The organism is Streptomyces sp. PL-25, from assembly GCF_058344915.1.
This window is the reverse complement of record NZ_CP136997.1, coordinates 3,348,554-3,362,648: the sequence shown is the minus strand read 5'-3', so window position 1 is coordinate 3,362,648 and position 14,095 is coordinate 3,348,554. Positions and strand designations below refer to the sequence as shown.

The following is a 14,095-nucleotide window of genomic DNA, read 5'->3' as shown; positions in this document are numbered from 1 at the left end:
CACTGTGATTCCGCGACAACGTCCCACAACGTCCTTGCGCGATCACGCGTTGCACCGCTTGCGTGGTTGCTGTGAACGACCGACTGCATACCGTGCTCGCCCAACGAGGGGTCTCACCCGATGCGCTCGCGGAGATCTGCGAGGTCGACCCCAAGACAGTGAGCCGGTGGCTGGGAGGACGGGTTCCTCACGCTCGGCATCGCTTTCGCGTGGCCGGTCATCTGCGCGTGGAGGAGACCTTCCTCTGGCCGACGCCCTCCAAGCGGCCCGGTCCACCCCGCGACGGATTAGGCACCGAACTGGTCGGCACCTACCAGAACCGAGCCAGCGTGCCGCGGGACGTATGGCTCTCGCTGCTGCGGGAGGCCCGCAAGGAGATCAGCGTCCTCGTCTTCTCCGGCACGTTCTTCGCACAGTCCAACCCGCACGTCGCCAAGATGCTCTCCGAACGCGCCGCCGAGGGCGTCCGGGTCCGCCTGTGCTTCGGTGACCCCGACGGGCAGGCGGTCGCCGTCCGGGGCCGCGAAGAGGGAATCGGCGACACACTCGCCGCCAAGGTCCGCGCCTCGCTGACGTACTACCGCCCCCTGCTGGGCGAGGCCGGGTGTGCGGTGCGTCTGCACGACACCACGCTCTACACGTCCATGTTCCGCTACGACGACGACCTCCTCGTCAATCCCCACATCTGGGGGCAGCCGGCCAGCGCCAACCCCCTCCTCCACCTCAAGAGAGCCGACGGCACGGGGTGGTTCGACAACTACGCTCAGAGCTTCGACGCCGTCTGGGCCGCCGCACGGCCATGGGCACCCGACCAGGAGAGGACCGCCGACCATGGGCAGGACTGAGTACTACAACGACCCGGCCGCTCCGAAAGCGAACACCCTTATCCCGGCCAGCAACCTGCTCGTCGTCGACGAGACGGGTGCCATCCTCCTCCAGCGCCGCCGCGACACCGGACAGTGGGCACTCCCCGGCGGAGCCCAGGACATCGGTGAGACCGCGGCCCAGTGCGCGGTCCGCGAGTGCCTGGAGGAGACCGGCATCATCGCGGAGATCACCGGCTTCCTCGGCGTCTACACCAACCCGAACCACATCGTCGCCTACACCGACGGAGAGATCCGCCAGCAGTACGAGAACACCTACATCGGCCGCCCCATCGGCGGCGAGCCCGCAATCAACGACGAGGCCGACGGCGTCCGCTTCGTCCAGCCCGCAGACCTGGACCAGTACGACATCCACCCGAGCATGCGCCAGCAGATCGGCGACTACCTCGCCGGTACCTATCCCTACCTCGGCTGAGCCGCCAGAGCGGCCTCGATCCTCTCGGCAGAGGAGAAGATCTCCGGCGCCGCCCGCCGGATGAACCGACCGACCACGCTGTCCGCGCCATAACGGTCGACGATCTCCGCGACCCGCTCTCGCACGATCGTCCGGCCGCCGTCGGGCGTCGTCGTCATGTCGCAATACACGAGGGCGTCCACCAACAGCGGATCATCCAACAACGGGAACTCCCTCGCCAACTCCTCCCGCAGCCCCCGTTCTTCCGCCTCCAGCAGCGCGAACGAGTGGTTCGCCACCAGACGGGTCAGCCTCTCATCGACACCGTGCTCGTCCCGTAGGAAGCGCGCGCCATCGAGCGGATGGAACCCGGTGGTCGCCAAGCGAGGCGCGTATCCCACGTCATGCAGGATCGCGGCCGAGATCAGCAGGTCAGCGTCCTTCCCCAAGATCAGGCCGACCTCGGCCGCCCGGGCTGCGACTCCACAGCTGTGCTCCCACCGTCGTGGGAGCACATTCCCGAGTTCAGTCGCCGCGACTCGCCTGGCCCAGCCCACCATCTCCTCGTCCATGGCCCTCTACATGCCCCGCCGAGTGGCTGCCAGTCGTATTGGTCCCCGTCCCGCCTCAGCGAGCCCGCCGCTCGGCAGTGAGCTGAGCCGCCGGACGACAGGGTCAGCCCAAGAGGGCGCATGTCTGCTCGAAGTCCGACGGGAGCCAGCCACGGCTCAGCAAGCGCGGGTGTGCGGGAAACGCCGTGATCGCGGCAACGACGAAAGCGAGCGATGCCCATGGCGTGTGCACGCGCGTCATCACCTGCTGGCCGCGCGTGCTGATAAAGCTCGTCTGGAAGGTGTCCGGAGCAACGAGTTCGATTGCGCTCAGCGCCCTCCAGTCGAGGTCGAGCTCGCATGTCGGGTGAGCTTGTTCCGCTTTGACGGACACCATCGGTGTGGTGGTCAGGCTGCGAGTGCGGCCTCGTAGTCGGCGGGGCTGCGGTAGTCGAGGCTGCTGTGGAGTCGGTGCAAGTTGTACCAGCTTTCGATCCACTCAAAGATCGCGGTGTGGGCGGCGGACCTACTCGGCCAGGGCTGGGTGCCGATCAGCTCGTTCTTCAGGGTGGCGAAGAGCGACTCGGCCAGCGCGTTGTCCCAGCACTGGCGGTGCGGCCAACGGATAGCCGGACACCCAACTTCTCTGCCAGAAGGGCGAGTTCACGGCTGGTGTACTGGCAGCCGCGGTCGGAATGGAAGATCACGGAACCTGCCGGGCGGCGCTGGCGGCAGGCGGCTCGCAGTGCGTCGGCGACCAGTTCGGTGCGCAGGTGGTCGGCGGTGGCCCAGCCGATCACCCGTCGGGAGGCGATGTCGATGACGGTGGCCAGGTAGAGCCAGCCCTCGTCGGTGGCGATGTAGGTAATGTCGCCGCAACCAGCGGGTGTCGACCGCGGTCGGGTCGGGGCGGAAGTCGCGCAGGACCAGGTCCGGGCGGGTGGCCGCGTGCGGGTCGGGCAGGGTGGTGCGGTGTCGGCGTCTGCGGTGCCGGCCGACGAGCCCGGCGGCCCGCATCAGCCGGGCGATGCGTCTGCGGCCGCAGGCGGTGCCCTCGCGCTTGAGGACGGCGTGGATGCGCGGGGCCCCGTAGGTGCCCCGGGAATGGACGTGGATGGCGGTGATCTGATCGGTCAGCTCCGCATCCTGCACGACCCGGGGGCTGACGGCGCCGGTGCGGCGGGTGTAGAAGGCGGCACGGGAGACCTTCAGCAGCTCACATGCGCGTTTGACGCTGTGGCCCGCCTGCTTCTCCGCCTCGATGAACGGGTGCACGTTCACCGGGTCTCCTTCGCGAAGAAAGCCGTGGCCCGCTTGAGGATCTCCACGTCCTCCCGCAGGCGGCGGTTCTCCCGCCGCAGTTGGGCCAGTTCCTCGCGTTCGCTGCTGGTCAGGCCGTCGCGCTTGCCGTCATCGACCTCGGCCTGCTTGACCCAGTCGCGTACCGCGGTCTCGGTCAGGTCGAAGTCCTTGGCAACCTGACCTACCGAGCGGTCACCGCGTTGGCACAGCTCGACGATCTCGGCCTTGAACTCCGGCGTGAACGAGCGGCGAGGACGCGGCTTCTTCTTCCCCATGCTCTCCATGATGGACATCATCCTTCTGGGACCGAAGCCCCTGATCTTCGATGTCCGTCAAAGCGGATCAAGCCCAACCCCTGCTCGGCGAGCCTTGGCCCGGCGTCCCGGCACGGGAGCGGGGTGCCAGTGACCGAGCCGACGCCTGCTGGTTCCCGATAGCCAAGGGACTCACGCCCCACGGCCTTCGCCACACCCACCGGACGATCATGGAGGACCTGGGAACCGAGAAGGTCCTCATGGACGAACGCATGGGTCACTTCGACGGCTCCGTCTCCGCGCGGTACGCCCACGTCACACCAGGCATGCGGAAACGCCTCATGCTTGGATTGACCAAGCAGTGGGAGGCGGCGCTCGACGCCCGACTGGTGATGTATCCGACGTCACCAGTGCGCGTGCTAAACGATCTACTGCGCATGCGCGCGCTCGTCGCCCGATAATCCCGTGAGGCCCTGCAGCGGTGCTGCAGGGCCTCGCCGTCATTGCCAGGATCACGCGGCCCGTTCATTGAATTAAGCGGCAGATTGTCCACCCAAGCGGTTGCGGGCGCATGGAAGCCGTCCGGTGTTCGGCGTCCGTGTCGAAAGCTGAGTCTCGCGGGCAGAGGAAGCCGACAGCGCAGAAGTCTCTGGACGGAAACGGATCAAAAAGCCTTGAGAGGCAGGCTGACCAGGAAGTGGGCAAGTCGGCCTAGTCAGTGGGGTGCAGACGTCGACAGTGTGCCCCCGCCTGGGAAGTAGCCCCGGAGCGAGTGAGCCTGAGACGATCGAGGCATCGACGCGGGTGGACGTAGCCCAAGTTCCTGCGCGGGCAGCACAGTTGAACTGTCGAACCTACGAACTCACTTCTGGAGCGGCAGTATGTCCAGTTCCCCTTCGAGCGACAGCGACTTCGCCACAGTCATCTTCTGTTTCACGGGTTACCGCCAAGAACGGTGGACTGCGCCGCCAGTGCTGGTCGTGATCGTCGTACTCGTGTGGGCGCTGGCTGCTCACGCTGGTCCTGACCGAGTGGTTCCGGGCACCGTCGCAGTACTAGCCGCAGCCCTGGCCGACTTGCTGGTCGGTCGTCGTTCTGCATGTGCCTGGGCGCAACAGAGCAGGTAGTCGTGGGCCGACGTGCCAAGGGCCCCGACGTGGGTGCGGGGCCCCGACTGCTTGAGCTGGTGAAGTACCTGCGTGAGCTCAAGGCCACCAGCCGCCTCACTTACCGCGAGATGGCGGGGCGTACGGGGCCAAAGCCGTATTACTGCGGTGCTTCGACGCTCAGCCAAGCAGTAACCGGTGCTCGGCTTCCCCGGCTCCAGGTTGTGGAAGCCTACGCTCGCGCAGCTGGTAGCCGCGCCGACCAGGAGGCGCGTCAGCGCCGTGTGGGACGAGCGCGTCAACTGTGGAAAGCTGCGGCCATTGAGCAGGCTCGTCCCCTTCGGGCAGGCCGTGGGCGTCGGCTCCGACAGATCCGTACGTCAGAGGCACTCGGGCAGGGCCTAGCGAGGCTCCGCGCGCGTGCAGGCCAGCCGTCACTGCGTGAGATCGAACGGGAGACCGCTGCTAGTGGCCACCGCGTCCCGCGATCGACGTGCCAGTTGATCTTGGCTGGCCGCGTCCTGCCCACCTCGGAGCAGTTGACTGCCCTCCTGAACGCCTTCGCTGTCACCGAAGCTGCTTCCTTGGGCTGGCGTATCGCGCTTAATCGCATTATGACCGGCATATACCCAGTGCCGACCTGGCCTGCTGGGTGCGTGTGCCCGGACGGGGACCCCTCCGTAATTGGGTTCCTGGAACGTCGTGATCGCGACGAGAGGATCAAGCGAAAGACTGGGCAACTCCGCCAGGACGAGGACTACGACAAATGGCTGGAGGCGCGTGCGGCCAGGGCGTTCCACCGGCTCCGATGGGACTATCTGGATGAGGACGAGCTAAATCACTTTGAGCGGGTGGGTGGTCCACCTTGCTTGACGGGTCTGGATGACATTGCGGAAGGCCGTCGGCAAGCAGTGATCGAGTAGGGCAGCCACGGACGCTGGGGAGCCGGTTCCGGAAGTCGGCTCCCAAACGGCTCCCAAAACGACCCCAGGAACCACTCAGGGGCCCGACCCGCTAAGCGGATCAGGCCCCTGACCTGGTATTACAGCGTCGGGGTGGCGGGATTTGAACCCACGACCTCTTCGTCCCGAACGAAGCGCGCTGCCAAGCTGCGCCACACCCCGATGTCGCTGCTTGTCGCGGCGACGACGTTTACTTTAGCCCACCGGGGGCCTGAGGCGAAATCCGGTTCTGGTGCGGCGGGGGACCGGGTTGGGGCGGGCGTGGTCGAGGGCCACGAGGAGGAGGGCGAGGGCGTAGCAGGAGAGGCCCAGGAGGAGGGCGTTGGCCAGGACGTGGCGGTATCCGTGCTGGTCGACGTCCAGGAAGGCGTACAGGTAGCGGTGTGCCGCGCCGGCCGGGAGCAGTGCGCCCCGGGTGAGGGAGAAGGCCAGGTAGGCCAGTGGGTAGAGCAGCCAGGGGGCGGCCTGGCGCAGGTGGAGGCGGTTCGGGGCGGTCAGCAGGAGCCAGTCCAGCAGGGCGGCGACCGGGATCACCGTGTGCAGGAGGCGCGCGGCGACCGACTGCCACAGGGGGTGGGTGCCGGGGGCGTCCGTGATCGAGAACGGCGGGGTCGCCTCGGTCAGCAGCAGGTGGTGGACCAGTGCGTACAGGGTGACGTAGAGCACGGCCGCCCCGGTCAGGGCCGCGGGGGCGGGGCGGCGGGCGGTCCACGCCCTGCGGGCCGAGACGGCGAGTACCAGGATCAGCAGGATCGTGCTCTGGATCGCGAAATGGCTCAGGACGTGCAGCGGCGGGCCGATGATCATCTCGGCCGTCACCGCCGCCGCAGCCGCTGCGGCGACCAGGAAGCGGTACACCGCCGTCCAGGGGCGGCGGACGGGGGTCACCACCGCGGTCGCGGGGACGGCGGACGCCATCAGCGCGGTGATGCCCGGGATCACGGGGAGGTCCGGTATGTCCCGGGGGATCGGAGGCGTCGGGGAGGCGGACGCTCCGGGGACCGGTGGTATCGGGGCGGTCATGCCCTCACGGTAGGAAGTGGGGGCTTTCCGGGCGATTCGGGTGGGCTGTGTGGGTTACGGGTGGAGTGTCGTGACCGGTGCTCGTACGGCGACCGATGCGACCGATGCGACCGGTGCCTTGCGGCGTCCCGCCCCGTTCCGTTCCGTCCCCATCCCGTCTCGTCGGTCCGGTCAGCCCCGTCGGTCCGGTCAGCCCCGTCGGTCCGGTCGGTCCCGTCGGTCCGGTCAGTCCTTCGCCACCAGCGTCAGCAGTGTCGCCTCCGGCGGGCAGGCGAAGCGGACCGGGGTGTAGCGGTTGGTGCCGCAGCCCGCCGAGACGTGGAGGTAGGAGGTGTGGCCCTCGGCGGTGTGGGTGGACAGGCCCTTGACCCGGTCGGTGTCCAGGTCGCAGTTGGTGACCAGGGCGCCGTAGAAGGGGATGCAGAGCTGCCCGCCGTGGGTGTGGCCGGCCAGGATCAGGGGGTAGCCGTCGGCCGCGAAGGCGTCCAGGGCGCGCAGGTAGGGGGCGTGGACGACGCCCATCGAGAAGTCGGCCCCGGCGGACGGGCCGCCGGCCACCCGGGCGTAGCGGTCCCGTTTGATGTGCGGATCGTCCAGGCCCGTCAGCTCCACCGAGACGCCCTCGATCTTCAGGGTGCCGCGGGTGTTGGTGAGGTTGAGCCAGCCCGCCTCGTCGAAGCCGTCGCGCAGGTCCTCCCACGGGTTGTGGATCACGCCGACCGCGGGGGCGTTGCCGTTCAGGCCGTGCCGGCCGCTCGTCTTCTCCAGCAGATAGCGGGCGGGGTTGCGCGGCCGGGGGCCGTAGTAGTCGTTGGAGCCGAAGACATAGGCGCCCGGGAACTCCATGAGCGGGCCGAGCGAGTCCAGGACCTCCGGCACACCCTCGGGGTCGGAGAGGTTGTCGCCGGTGTTGATCACGAAGTCGGGGCGCAGCCCGGCGAGCGAGCGCAGCCAGCGCTGCTTCTTGCGCTGGTCGCCGACCATGTGGATGTCGGAGACCTGGAGGACGCGGAGGGGGTGCATACCCGAGGGCAGGACCGGGACGGTCACCCGTCGCAGGCGGAAGGAGCGGACCTCGAAACCCGCCGCGTAGATGAGACCGGCGGTCGCGACCGCCGTGATGCCGAGGGGTACTCCGTATCGCGCGCGCATGTGTCCATCGTCTCAAAGTCGTGCCCTGCCAGGGAAATCGCGCGCGCGGCGGGGCCCCGGTGCGGGGTGCCGGGAGCTCGGTCGCCCGCCCGCGACGGGCCGGTAAATCGGCGCGCGGCGATCACGTCGTACCTGCGACAATCGACCTCATGACCACCCTCAAGTCGAAGCTGCACGATGACCTCAACGCCGCGATCAAGGAGCGTGACGAGCTGCGTTCCGCGACGCTCCGGCTGACGCTCGCCGCGATCACCAAGGAGGAGGTCGCGGGCAAGGTGAAGCGCGAGCTGTCCGACGACGAGGTCCTCAAGGTGATCACCAAGGAGGCCAAGAAGCGCCGCGAGGCGGCCGATGCCTTCGCACAGGGCGGTCGTGCGGAGTCGGCCGAGCGGGAGAAGGCGGAGGGCGAGGTGCTCGCCGCGTATCTGCCCAAGCAGCTGTCCGACGAGGAGCTGGAGGCGATCGTCGGACAGGCGGTCGCGGAGGCCAGGGCGGCCGGCGCCGAGGGGCCGCGGGCCATGGGCGCGGTCATGAAGATCGTGAACCCGAAGGTCGCGGGGCAGGCCGAGGGCGGGCGGGTCGCCGCGGTGGTCAAAAGGCTGCTGGCGGGCTGATCCGGCCGCCGGACGTGAGGACCAGCGGACCGGTCCTCTGATCCGCCCGCCGGACCGACGACCAGCGGACCAGTCCTCTGATCCGGCCGCCGGGCCAGAGGGCCAGAGCAGAGGAGGGCCCCGGCGGGAAGCCGGGGCCCTCCTCTCGTTGTGCTCATGGGGTGCGCGGGGCCGGATCAGCCGTGCTGGCCGCCGTTGCCGTTCCCGTGGGTGCCGCCGGTCTGGCCCTGGATGAAGCCGCCGGGGAAGCCGGGGAACCCGGTGCCGCCGCCGGCCGGGCCACCGGGGAGGCCACCGCCGTCGTCGCCGCCGTCACCCCCGTGGCCGCGGCCTTTTCCCTTGTCGCCGCCCTTGTTCTTGTCCTTGTTCTTGTCCTTGTCGGGACCCTTGTTCTTGTCCTTGCCCGGGTCCGGGATGTCGATGATGTTGAAGGACGGGGCGGGCTTGCCCTGGAGGGCGCCGGTCATCGCGTCCCGCCAGATCGGGCCGGGCACGTCGGCGCCGAAGACGAGGTCGTGCATGATGCCGCCGATGCGGATGCCGGTCATCTTGACCTTCTGGCTGGCGCTGCCCACCCACACCGCGCCCGCCATGTTCGGCGTGTAGCCGACGAACCAGGCGTTCTTGCGCTCGTCGGTCGTACCCGTCTTGCCCGCGTTGTCGCGGTCGGAGAGACCGGCCTGCTGGCCGGTACCGGAGTCGATCACGCCCTGGAGCAGCGTGTTGACGGTGTCCGCGGTCTTCTCGGACATGGCCCGTGTGCAGGTGGTCTTCGGCACCGGCAGCGCCTTCGTCTGGCCGCCGATGCGCTGGGTGATCGACTCGATGGCGACCGGGGTGCAGTACGTGCCGCGCGAGGCGAAGGTGGCGTAGGCGCTCGCCATCGTCAGCGGGGAGATGCCGACCGCGCCGAGCGCGATGGAGGGCGCCTGCGGCAGTTTCTTGCCGTCACCCTGCACCACGTGCAGCTTGTCGGTCATGGTCGTCACCGGGCAGAGGCCGATCTCGGAGATCATCTGCACGAAGTAGGTGTTGATCGACTTCGCCATGGCCTCCTTCATGGCGTACGGGCCGTGCTCGGAGGTGTTCTCGTTCTCCACGTCCTCGTGGTACGAGTTCAGCCACCGCTTGCCGTCGCACGCCTGGACCGGGCTCGGGTACGGCATCTTGTACGGCGAGGAGTACTCCTGCGTGGGCGCCTTGCCGCCCTCGATGGCCGCCGCCGCGACGAACGGCTTGAACGTCGAACCGGTCGGGAAGCCGTAGTTCGAGCCGCCCGCGTCGTTGCCGACCGAGTAGTTGATCTCGGTCTCGTTCTTCCCGTAGCCGTACGGCTTGGACTGGCCCATCGCGACGATCCGGCCGGTGCCCGGCTCGACCAGCACGGCCGCCGAGGCGACGGAGTCCGACTGGTAGATGTGGTCCTTCAGGGAGGACTGCACCGACGCCTGGGCCTGCGGGTCCAGGGTGGTGCGGATGGTCAGACCGCCCTGGTTCCAGATCTTGGCCCGGTCGGCGCGGGTCTTGCCGTAGACCGGGCTGTTCAGGAACGCCTTCTCGACGTACTTGCAGAAGAAGGCCGAGTCCTTGACCGCGGTGATGCAGCCGTTGCGCGGCCGGGTGACCTTCAGCTTCAGCGGGACCTTCTTGGCCGCGTCCGCCTCCGCCTGGGAGATGTCCCCGACCTCGGCCATCCGCTGGAGCACGGTGTTGCGCCGCTTGGTGGCCTCGGCCTCGTCGTTGACCGGGTCGTAGCGGCTCGGCGACTGGACGATGCCGGCCAGCAGCGCCGCCTCGGGGAGGGTGAGGTCCTTGGCGTGCTTGGAGAAGTACCGCTGGGAGGCGGCCTCGACGCCGTAGGCCTGCTCACCGAAGAAGGTGATGTTCAGGTAGTTCTCGAGGATCCGCTTCTTGCCGAGGTCCTGCTCGACCTGGATCGCGTACTTCAGCTCCTTGATCTTGCGGCCGAGCGTCTGCTGCGTGGCCTGCGCGACCTTCGTCGGGTCGTCGCCGGCCTCCTCCACGAAGACGTTCTTCACGTACTGCTGGGTGAGTGTGGAGGCGCCCTGGGCCACCCCGCCGCTGGTCGCGTTCTTGTTGAGCGCGCGCAGGACGCCCTTCAGGTCGATCGCCCCGTGCTGGTAGAAGCGGGCGTCCTCGATCGCGACGATCGCCTTCTGCAGATACGGGGAGATGTCCTTGAGCTCCACCACCGTGCGGTCACGGGAGTAGACCTGGGCGAGCTGGCTGCCCTGGCTGTCCAGGATCGTGGTGCGCTGGCTGAGCGGGGGGCGCTTGAGGTTGGCCGGGATGTCGTCGAACCCCTGGACCGACCCCTTCGCCGCCAGGCCCAGCGCGCCGGCCGCGGGCAACGCGATTCCGGCGAGGACCGCTCCGGCGAGCACACTGACACCGAGGAACTTGGCGGCCTGTTGCGTTGGCGACTGACCACCGCCCGAGCGCTTCTTTGGCATGGGGGCAGCCTACGTTCTCATTCGCCGGACACGCGTATATGCCTTGGCCTAAGCTGCTCTCGGCTGTCACAGCAGCACCGCTGTTCCTTCCCTCGTCTCCCTCGCCTCCTTCGTCTCTCTCGTCTTCTACGTCCGGCGAACCCGAATCGTTCCGGACGCGCGCGATGTCCCTTTCCGGCCGGTCTCCGGGCCCGGCGACACGTGCCCGGAATCGCCTTGTGTGATGCGTGACGTCCGTTGTGGCGCAAGAGGAACCTCCCGTTGTGCCGGGAATGTCGCGCATGTCGCCACCTCACTCCCCCGGGTGATCTGCCGCTAACCCATAGTCCGTTCGGACCATTCAAGATTGGGCCCGCTGGGGGTGTTGCGCTGTGTCCACCTTCCGTAACGTCCTCAACTGGCGGCGGTGAATATGCCGCCGTCGCCGTGGGGGAGCCTCGATTCGGGAGAGGACGGCGCCGGTATGGGCTGGGTAACCGACTGGAGTGCGCAGGCGGCCTGCCGCACTACCGATCCGGATGAACTGTTCGTTCAGGGAGCAGCGCAGAACAGGGCCAAGGCGGTGTGCACGGGGTGCCCGGTACGCACCGAATGCCTTGCCGACGCACTCGACAACCGCGTCGAGTTCGGCGTCTGGGGAGGCATGACGGAGCGTGAGCGCCGCGCGCTGCTGCGCAGACGGCCGACCGTCACCTCATGGCGCAGGCTGCTGGAGACCGCGCGCCTGGAGTACGAGCGCGGGGCGGGCCTGGTCTCCCTCGACGAAGACGAGGTGTACGAGGCCTTCGCGGCGGTGGGCTGAGAGCGCTCTCGTGCCCGGGTGCCGCCGCCGTCCTCTCAGGCGCCCGGCTCGGGCAGTTCGCGGCGGTTGTCCGCGAGCCGGGCCCCGATGTCCCGCAGTCCCGTGAGGTCGTGCACATCGCCGGGGAGCGCGGCCACCTCCGCCACCGCGACCTCGGGATGCCGGGCGGCGAAGCGGTCACGCGTGCGCTGCTCGCGCGCGAGCACCTGCATACGCTCGGCGTGCAGCCGCAGCAGACCCGCGGCGACCTGGTCCACGGGGTCCGAGGGATCCGCGGGGTCCGCGGGATCCACGAGGCCGTCCGCCGGGTCCGAGGAGTTTGCCGGGCCGGCCGCGTCGTCGGGGCCGGCGGGATCGGCTGGATCGGTGGAATCCGTGTGCTCGGTCTCGGGGTCGGAAGAACCGGAGCCCGGGGCGCCGGAGTCCGGGAGGTCAGAACTGGAGGAGTCTGAACTTCCGTACGTGTCGGGAGAGTTACGAAGACCAGCTTTCCCATCCCCCTGATCCACAATGCGGGGCTCCTCAAGATTTTCCGCCGCGGCGAGCGCCCGCTCGGCCGACAGCTTCCCGGCCCCGCTGCCGTGCACCCGGTTGAGGACCAGACCGGCCAGCGGCATCCGCTCCGCGGCCAGCCGCTCCACGAAGTACGCGGCCTCTCGCAGGGCGTCCCGCTCCGGGGCCGCGACCACCAGGAACGCCGTCCCCGGCGCCTGGAGCAGTTTGTACGTGGCGTCGGCGCGCGTACGGAAGCCGCCGAAGGTGGTGTCCATCGCGGCCACGAAGGTCTGGACGTCCTTGAGGAGCTGGCCGCCCAGCAGCTTGCCCAGCGTGCCGGTCATCATCGACATACCGACGTTCAGGAACTTCATCCCGGCGCGCCCGCCCAGCTTGGCCGGGGCCGTCAGGAGCCGGATCAGCCGCCCGTCCAGGAAAGAGCCGAGCCGCTTGGGCGCGTCCAGGAAGTCCAGCGCGGAGCGCGAGGGCGGGGTGTCGACGACGATGAGGTCCCACTCGTCGCGCGCCCGCAGCTGCCCCAGCTTCTCCATCGCCATGTACTCCTGCGTGCCCGCGAAGCCCGCCGAGAGCGACTGGTAGAAGGGGTTGGCCAGGATCGCCGCCGCCCGCTCGGGATCCGCGTGCGCCTCGACGACCTCGTCGAAGGTGCGCTTCATGTCGAGCATCATGGCGTGCAGTTCGCCGTCGCCGTCGGTGCCCTTGACCCGGCGCGGGACGTTGTCGAGGGAGTCGATGCCCATCGACTGGGCGAGCCGGCGGGCCGGGTCGATCGTCAGGACGACCACCTTGCGGCCCCGCTCGGCCGCCCGCAGTCCGAGGGCGGCAGCCGTCGTCGTCTTGCCGACCCCGCCCGCGCCGCAGCACACCACGATCCGCGTCCCCGGATCGTCGATCAGCGGGTCGACGTCCAGCACGCGTGTGTGCGCGAGACGGCGGGCGCCCTCCTGCGACGGTCCTGAGGGCGCTTCGGGTCCCCCCGCGGGGGCCGGGTCCGGGCTCATGACATCCCCTGCTTCCGCAGCTCTCTCGCCAGTTCGTACAGGCCCGCCAGGTCCATGCCCTCGGCGAGCAGGGGCAGTTCGTGCAGCGGCAGGTCCAGCTCGCCGAGGACCGAGCGCTGCTCCTGCTCCAGCGCGTACCGCTCGGCGTACTCGTGCGCCTGTGCGAGCAGCGGGTCCACCAGCCGCTCGGCGTTCCCGCCGCGCCGTGCGCCGCCGAGCCCGGCGGAGGACAGCGAGCGGGCGAGCGCGGTGCGCGGCACGCTCCGCACGAGTTCCAGTCCGGCGGCGTCCAGCACCTGGGGGCGCACCATGTTCACGACGACGCGGCCCACCGGCAGCCGGGCGGCGCGCAGTTCGGCGATGCCGTCCGCGGTCTCCTGGACGGGCATCTCCTCCAGCAGCGTCACCAGGTGCACGGCCGTCTCGGCGGACTTCAGCACCCGCATCACGGCCTGCGCCTGATTGTGTATCGGGCCGATCCTGGCGAGCCCGGCCACCTCGTCGTTGACGTTGAGGAAGCGGGTGATGCGGCCGGTCGGTGGCGCGTCCATGACCACGTAGTCGTAGACGAACCGTCCGGCCCGGTCCTTGCGCCGCACCGCCTCGCACGCCTTGCCGGTCAGCAGGACGTCCCGGACGCCCGGTGCGACGGTGGTGGCGAAGTCGACGGCGCCGAGCTTCTTCAGGGCACGGCCGGCGCTGCCCAGCTTGTAGAACATCTGGAGGTAGTCCAGCAGGGCCAGTTCCGCGTCTATGGCGAGCGCGTACACCTCCCCGCCGCCCGGTGCGACCGCGATCTTGCGTTCCTCATAGGGCAGCGCCTCCGTTTCGAAGAGCTGTGCGATGCCCTGGCGGCCCTCGACCTCGACGAGGAGCGTCCGCTTCCCCTTCGTGGCCAGGGCCAGCGCGAGGGCCGCGGCGACCGTGGTCTTGCCGGTCCCGCCCTTGCCGCTGACGACCTGGAGCCTGCTCACGTCTTCGAGCCTAACCAGTCCGCGCTCCGGGCACGCGCGAGGCTGTGGACAACCGCCGCCGCGGTGGCGTCCTCACCGGCCGCGGA

At 69.1% G+C, this 14,095-nt stretch carries 15 protein-coding genes, 1 tRNA gene and 2 pseudogenes; 6 read left to right on the top strand and 12 right to left on the bottom strand.

What is annotated here, in order from left to right; translation table 11 throughout:
• Positions 1-71: 71 nt before the first annotated feature.
• Positions 72-845 carry a DUF5919 domain-containing protein gene (locus tag R4Z62_RS14970; RefSeq protein WP_491520024.1) on the top strand — a complete coding sequence of 258 codons (774 nt, stop codon included), beginning with the start codon at positions 72-74 and terminating at the stop codon, positions 843-845.
• The gene (locus tag R4Z62_RS14965) at positions 832-1,299 is read left to right on the top strand and encodes an NUDIX hydrolase (protein WP_491520023.1); all 468 of its coding nucleotides are present in this window, start codon (positions 832-834) and stop codon (positions 1,297-1,299) included. Before R4Z62_RS14970 ends, R4Z62_RS14965 begins: the two co-directional genes overlap by 14 nt.
• Here R4Z62_RS14965 and R4Z62_RS14960 read toward each other — a convergent pair.
• The 6 genes and pseudogenes from R4Z62_RS14960 to R4Z62_RS14935 all read right to left on the bottom strand — a co-directional run bounded on the left by R4Z62_RS14960 (position 1,287) and on the right by R4Z62_RS14935 (position 3,415).
• Positions 1,287-1,850: an HD domain-containing protein gene (locus tag R4Z62_RS14960; RefSeq protein WP_491520022.1), complete on the bottom strand. Its 564-nt coding sequence runs from the start codon at positions 1,848-1,850 to the stop codon at positions 1,287-1,289. The genes R4Z62_RS14965 and R4Z62_RS14960 overlap by 13 nt on opposite strands.
• 103 nt (positions 1,851-1,953) lie before the next feature.
• Positions 1,954-2,226 carry a hypothetical protein gene (locus tag R4Z62_RS14955; RefSeq protein ID WP_491520021.1) on the bottom strand — a complete coding sequence of 91 codons (273 nt, stop codon included), beginning with the start codon at positions 2,224-2,226 and terminating at the stop codon, positions 1,954-1,956.
• Between the two features lie 11 nt (positions 2,227-2,237).
• Positions 2,238-2,456: an integrase core domain-containing protein gene (locus R4Z62_RS14950; protein ID WP_491521881.1), complete on the bottom strand. Its 219-nt coding sequence runs from the start codon at positions 2,454-2,456 to the stop codon at positions 2,238-2,240.
• The gene (locus tag R4Z62_RS14945; RefSeq protein WP_491521880.1) at positions 2,393-2,650 is read right to left on the bottom strand and encodes a DDE-type integrase/transposase/recombinase; all 258 of its coding nucleotides are present in this window, start codon (positions 2,648-2,650) and stop codon (positions 2,393-2,395) included. The genes R4Z62_RS14950 and R4Z62_RS14945 overlap by 64 nt, the downstream gene beginning before the upstream one ends.
• Positions 2,651-2,816: 166 nt before the next feature.
• A pseudogene (locus tag R4Z62_RS14940) lies at positions 2,817-2,981 on the bottom strand (IS3 family transposase); the annotation flags it as partial.
• Between the two features lie 125 nt (positions 2,982-3,106).
• Positions 3,107-3,415, bottom strand: coding sequence for a transposase (locus R4Z62_RS14935; RefSeq protein WP_491520020.1), 309 nt, complete (start codon positions 3,413-3,415; stop codon positions 3,107-3,109).
• 68 nt (positions 3,416-3,483) lie between these two features.
• On the opposite strand from R4Z62_RS14935, the pseudogene R4Z62_RS14930 reads away from it, so the two are divergent.
• Positions 3,484-3,846 (top strand): annotated as a pseudogene (locus tag R4Z62_RS14930) (LacI family transcriptional regulator); the annotation flags it as partial.
• Positions 3,847-4,484: 638 nt separating this feature from the next.
• On the top strand, positions 4,485-5,414 hold the full coding sequence (locus R4Z62_RS14925; protein ID WP_491520019.1) for a helix-turn-helix domain-containing protein: 930 nt from the start codon (positions 4,485-4,487) through the stop codon (positions 5,412-5,414).
• A 127-nt stretch (positions 5,415-5,541) separates the two neighbouring features.
• Here the strand turns inward: R4Z62_RS14925 and R4Z62_RS14920 are convergent.
• The 3 genes from R4Z62_RS14920 to R4Z62_RS14910 all read right to left on the bottom strand — a co-directional run bounded on the left by R4Z62_RS14920 (position 5,542) and on the right by R4Z62_RS14910 (position 7,628).
• Positions 5,542-5,615, bottom strand: a tRNA-Pro gene (locus R4Z62_RS14920).
• A gap of 33 nt (positions 5,616-5,648) precedes the next feature.
• On the bottom strand, positions 5,649-6,476 hold the full coding sequence (locus tag R4Z62_RS14915; RefSeq protein ID WP_491520018.1) for a Pr6Pr family membrane protein: 828 nt from the start codon (positions 6,474-6,476) through the stop codon (positions 5,649-5,651).
• Between the two features lie 225 nt (positions 6,477-6,701).
• On the bottom strand, positions 6,702-7,628 hold the full coding sequence (locus R4Z62_RS14910) for a metallophosphoesterase (protein WP_064534349.1): 927 nt from the start codon (positions 7,626-7,628) through the stop codon (positions 6,702-6,704).
• 149 nt (positions 7,629-7,777) lie between these two features.
• Here R4Z62_RS14910 and R4Z62_RS14905 point away from each other — a divergent pair, with 149 nt between their 5' ends.
• On the top strand, positions 7,778-8,242 hold the full coding sequence (locus tag R4Z62_RS14905) for a GatB/YqeY domain-containing protein (RefSeq protein ID WP_064534350.1): 465 nt from the start codon (positions 7,778-7,780) through the stop codon (positions 8,240-8,242).
• 176 nt (positions 8,243-8,418) lie between these two features.
• Here R4Z62_RS14905 and R4Z62_RS14900 read toward each other — a convergent pair whose 3' ends face one another.
• Positions 8,419-10,716: a transglycosylase domain-containing protein gene (locus R4Z62_RS14900; RefSeq protein WP_389596561.1), complete on the bottom strand. Its 2,298-nt coding sequence runs from the start codon at positions 10,714-10,716 to the stop codon at positions 8,419-8,421.
• Between the two features lie 463 nt (positions 10,717-11,179).
• Here R4Z62_RS14900 and R4Z62_RS14895 point away from each other — a divergent pair, with 463 nt between their 5' ends.
• Positions 11,180-11,518, top strand: coding sequence for a WhiB family transcriptional regulator (locus R4Z62_RS14895; protein WP_064534352.1), 339 nt, complete (start codon positions 11,180-11,182; stop codon positions 11,516-11,518).
• Positions 11,519-11,553: 35 nt separating this feature from the next.
• Here the strand turns inward: R4Z62_RS14895 and bagB are convergent, their stop codons facing one another.
• Positions 11,554-13,035 (bottom strand): ATPase BagB, encoded by a 1,482-nt coding sequence (gene bagB / locus R4Z62_RS14890; protein ID WP_491520017.1) that lies wholly within the window; start codon positions 13,033-13,035, stop codon positions 11,554-11,556.
• Positions 13,032-14,009 (bottom strand): ATPase BagA, encoded by a 978-nt coding sequence (gene bagA / locus R4Z62_RS14885; RefSeq protein ID WP_064534354.1) that lies wholly within the window; start codon positions 14,007-14,009, stop codon positions 13,032-13,034. The genes bagB and bagA overlap by 4 nt, the downstream gene beginning before the upstream one ends.
• Between the last annotated feature and the right edge of the window lie 86 nt (positions 14,010-14,095).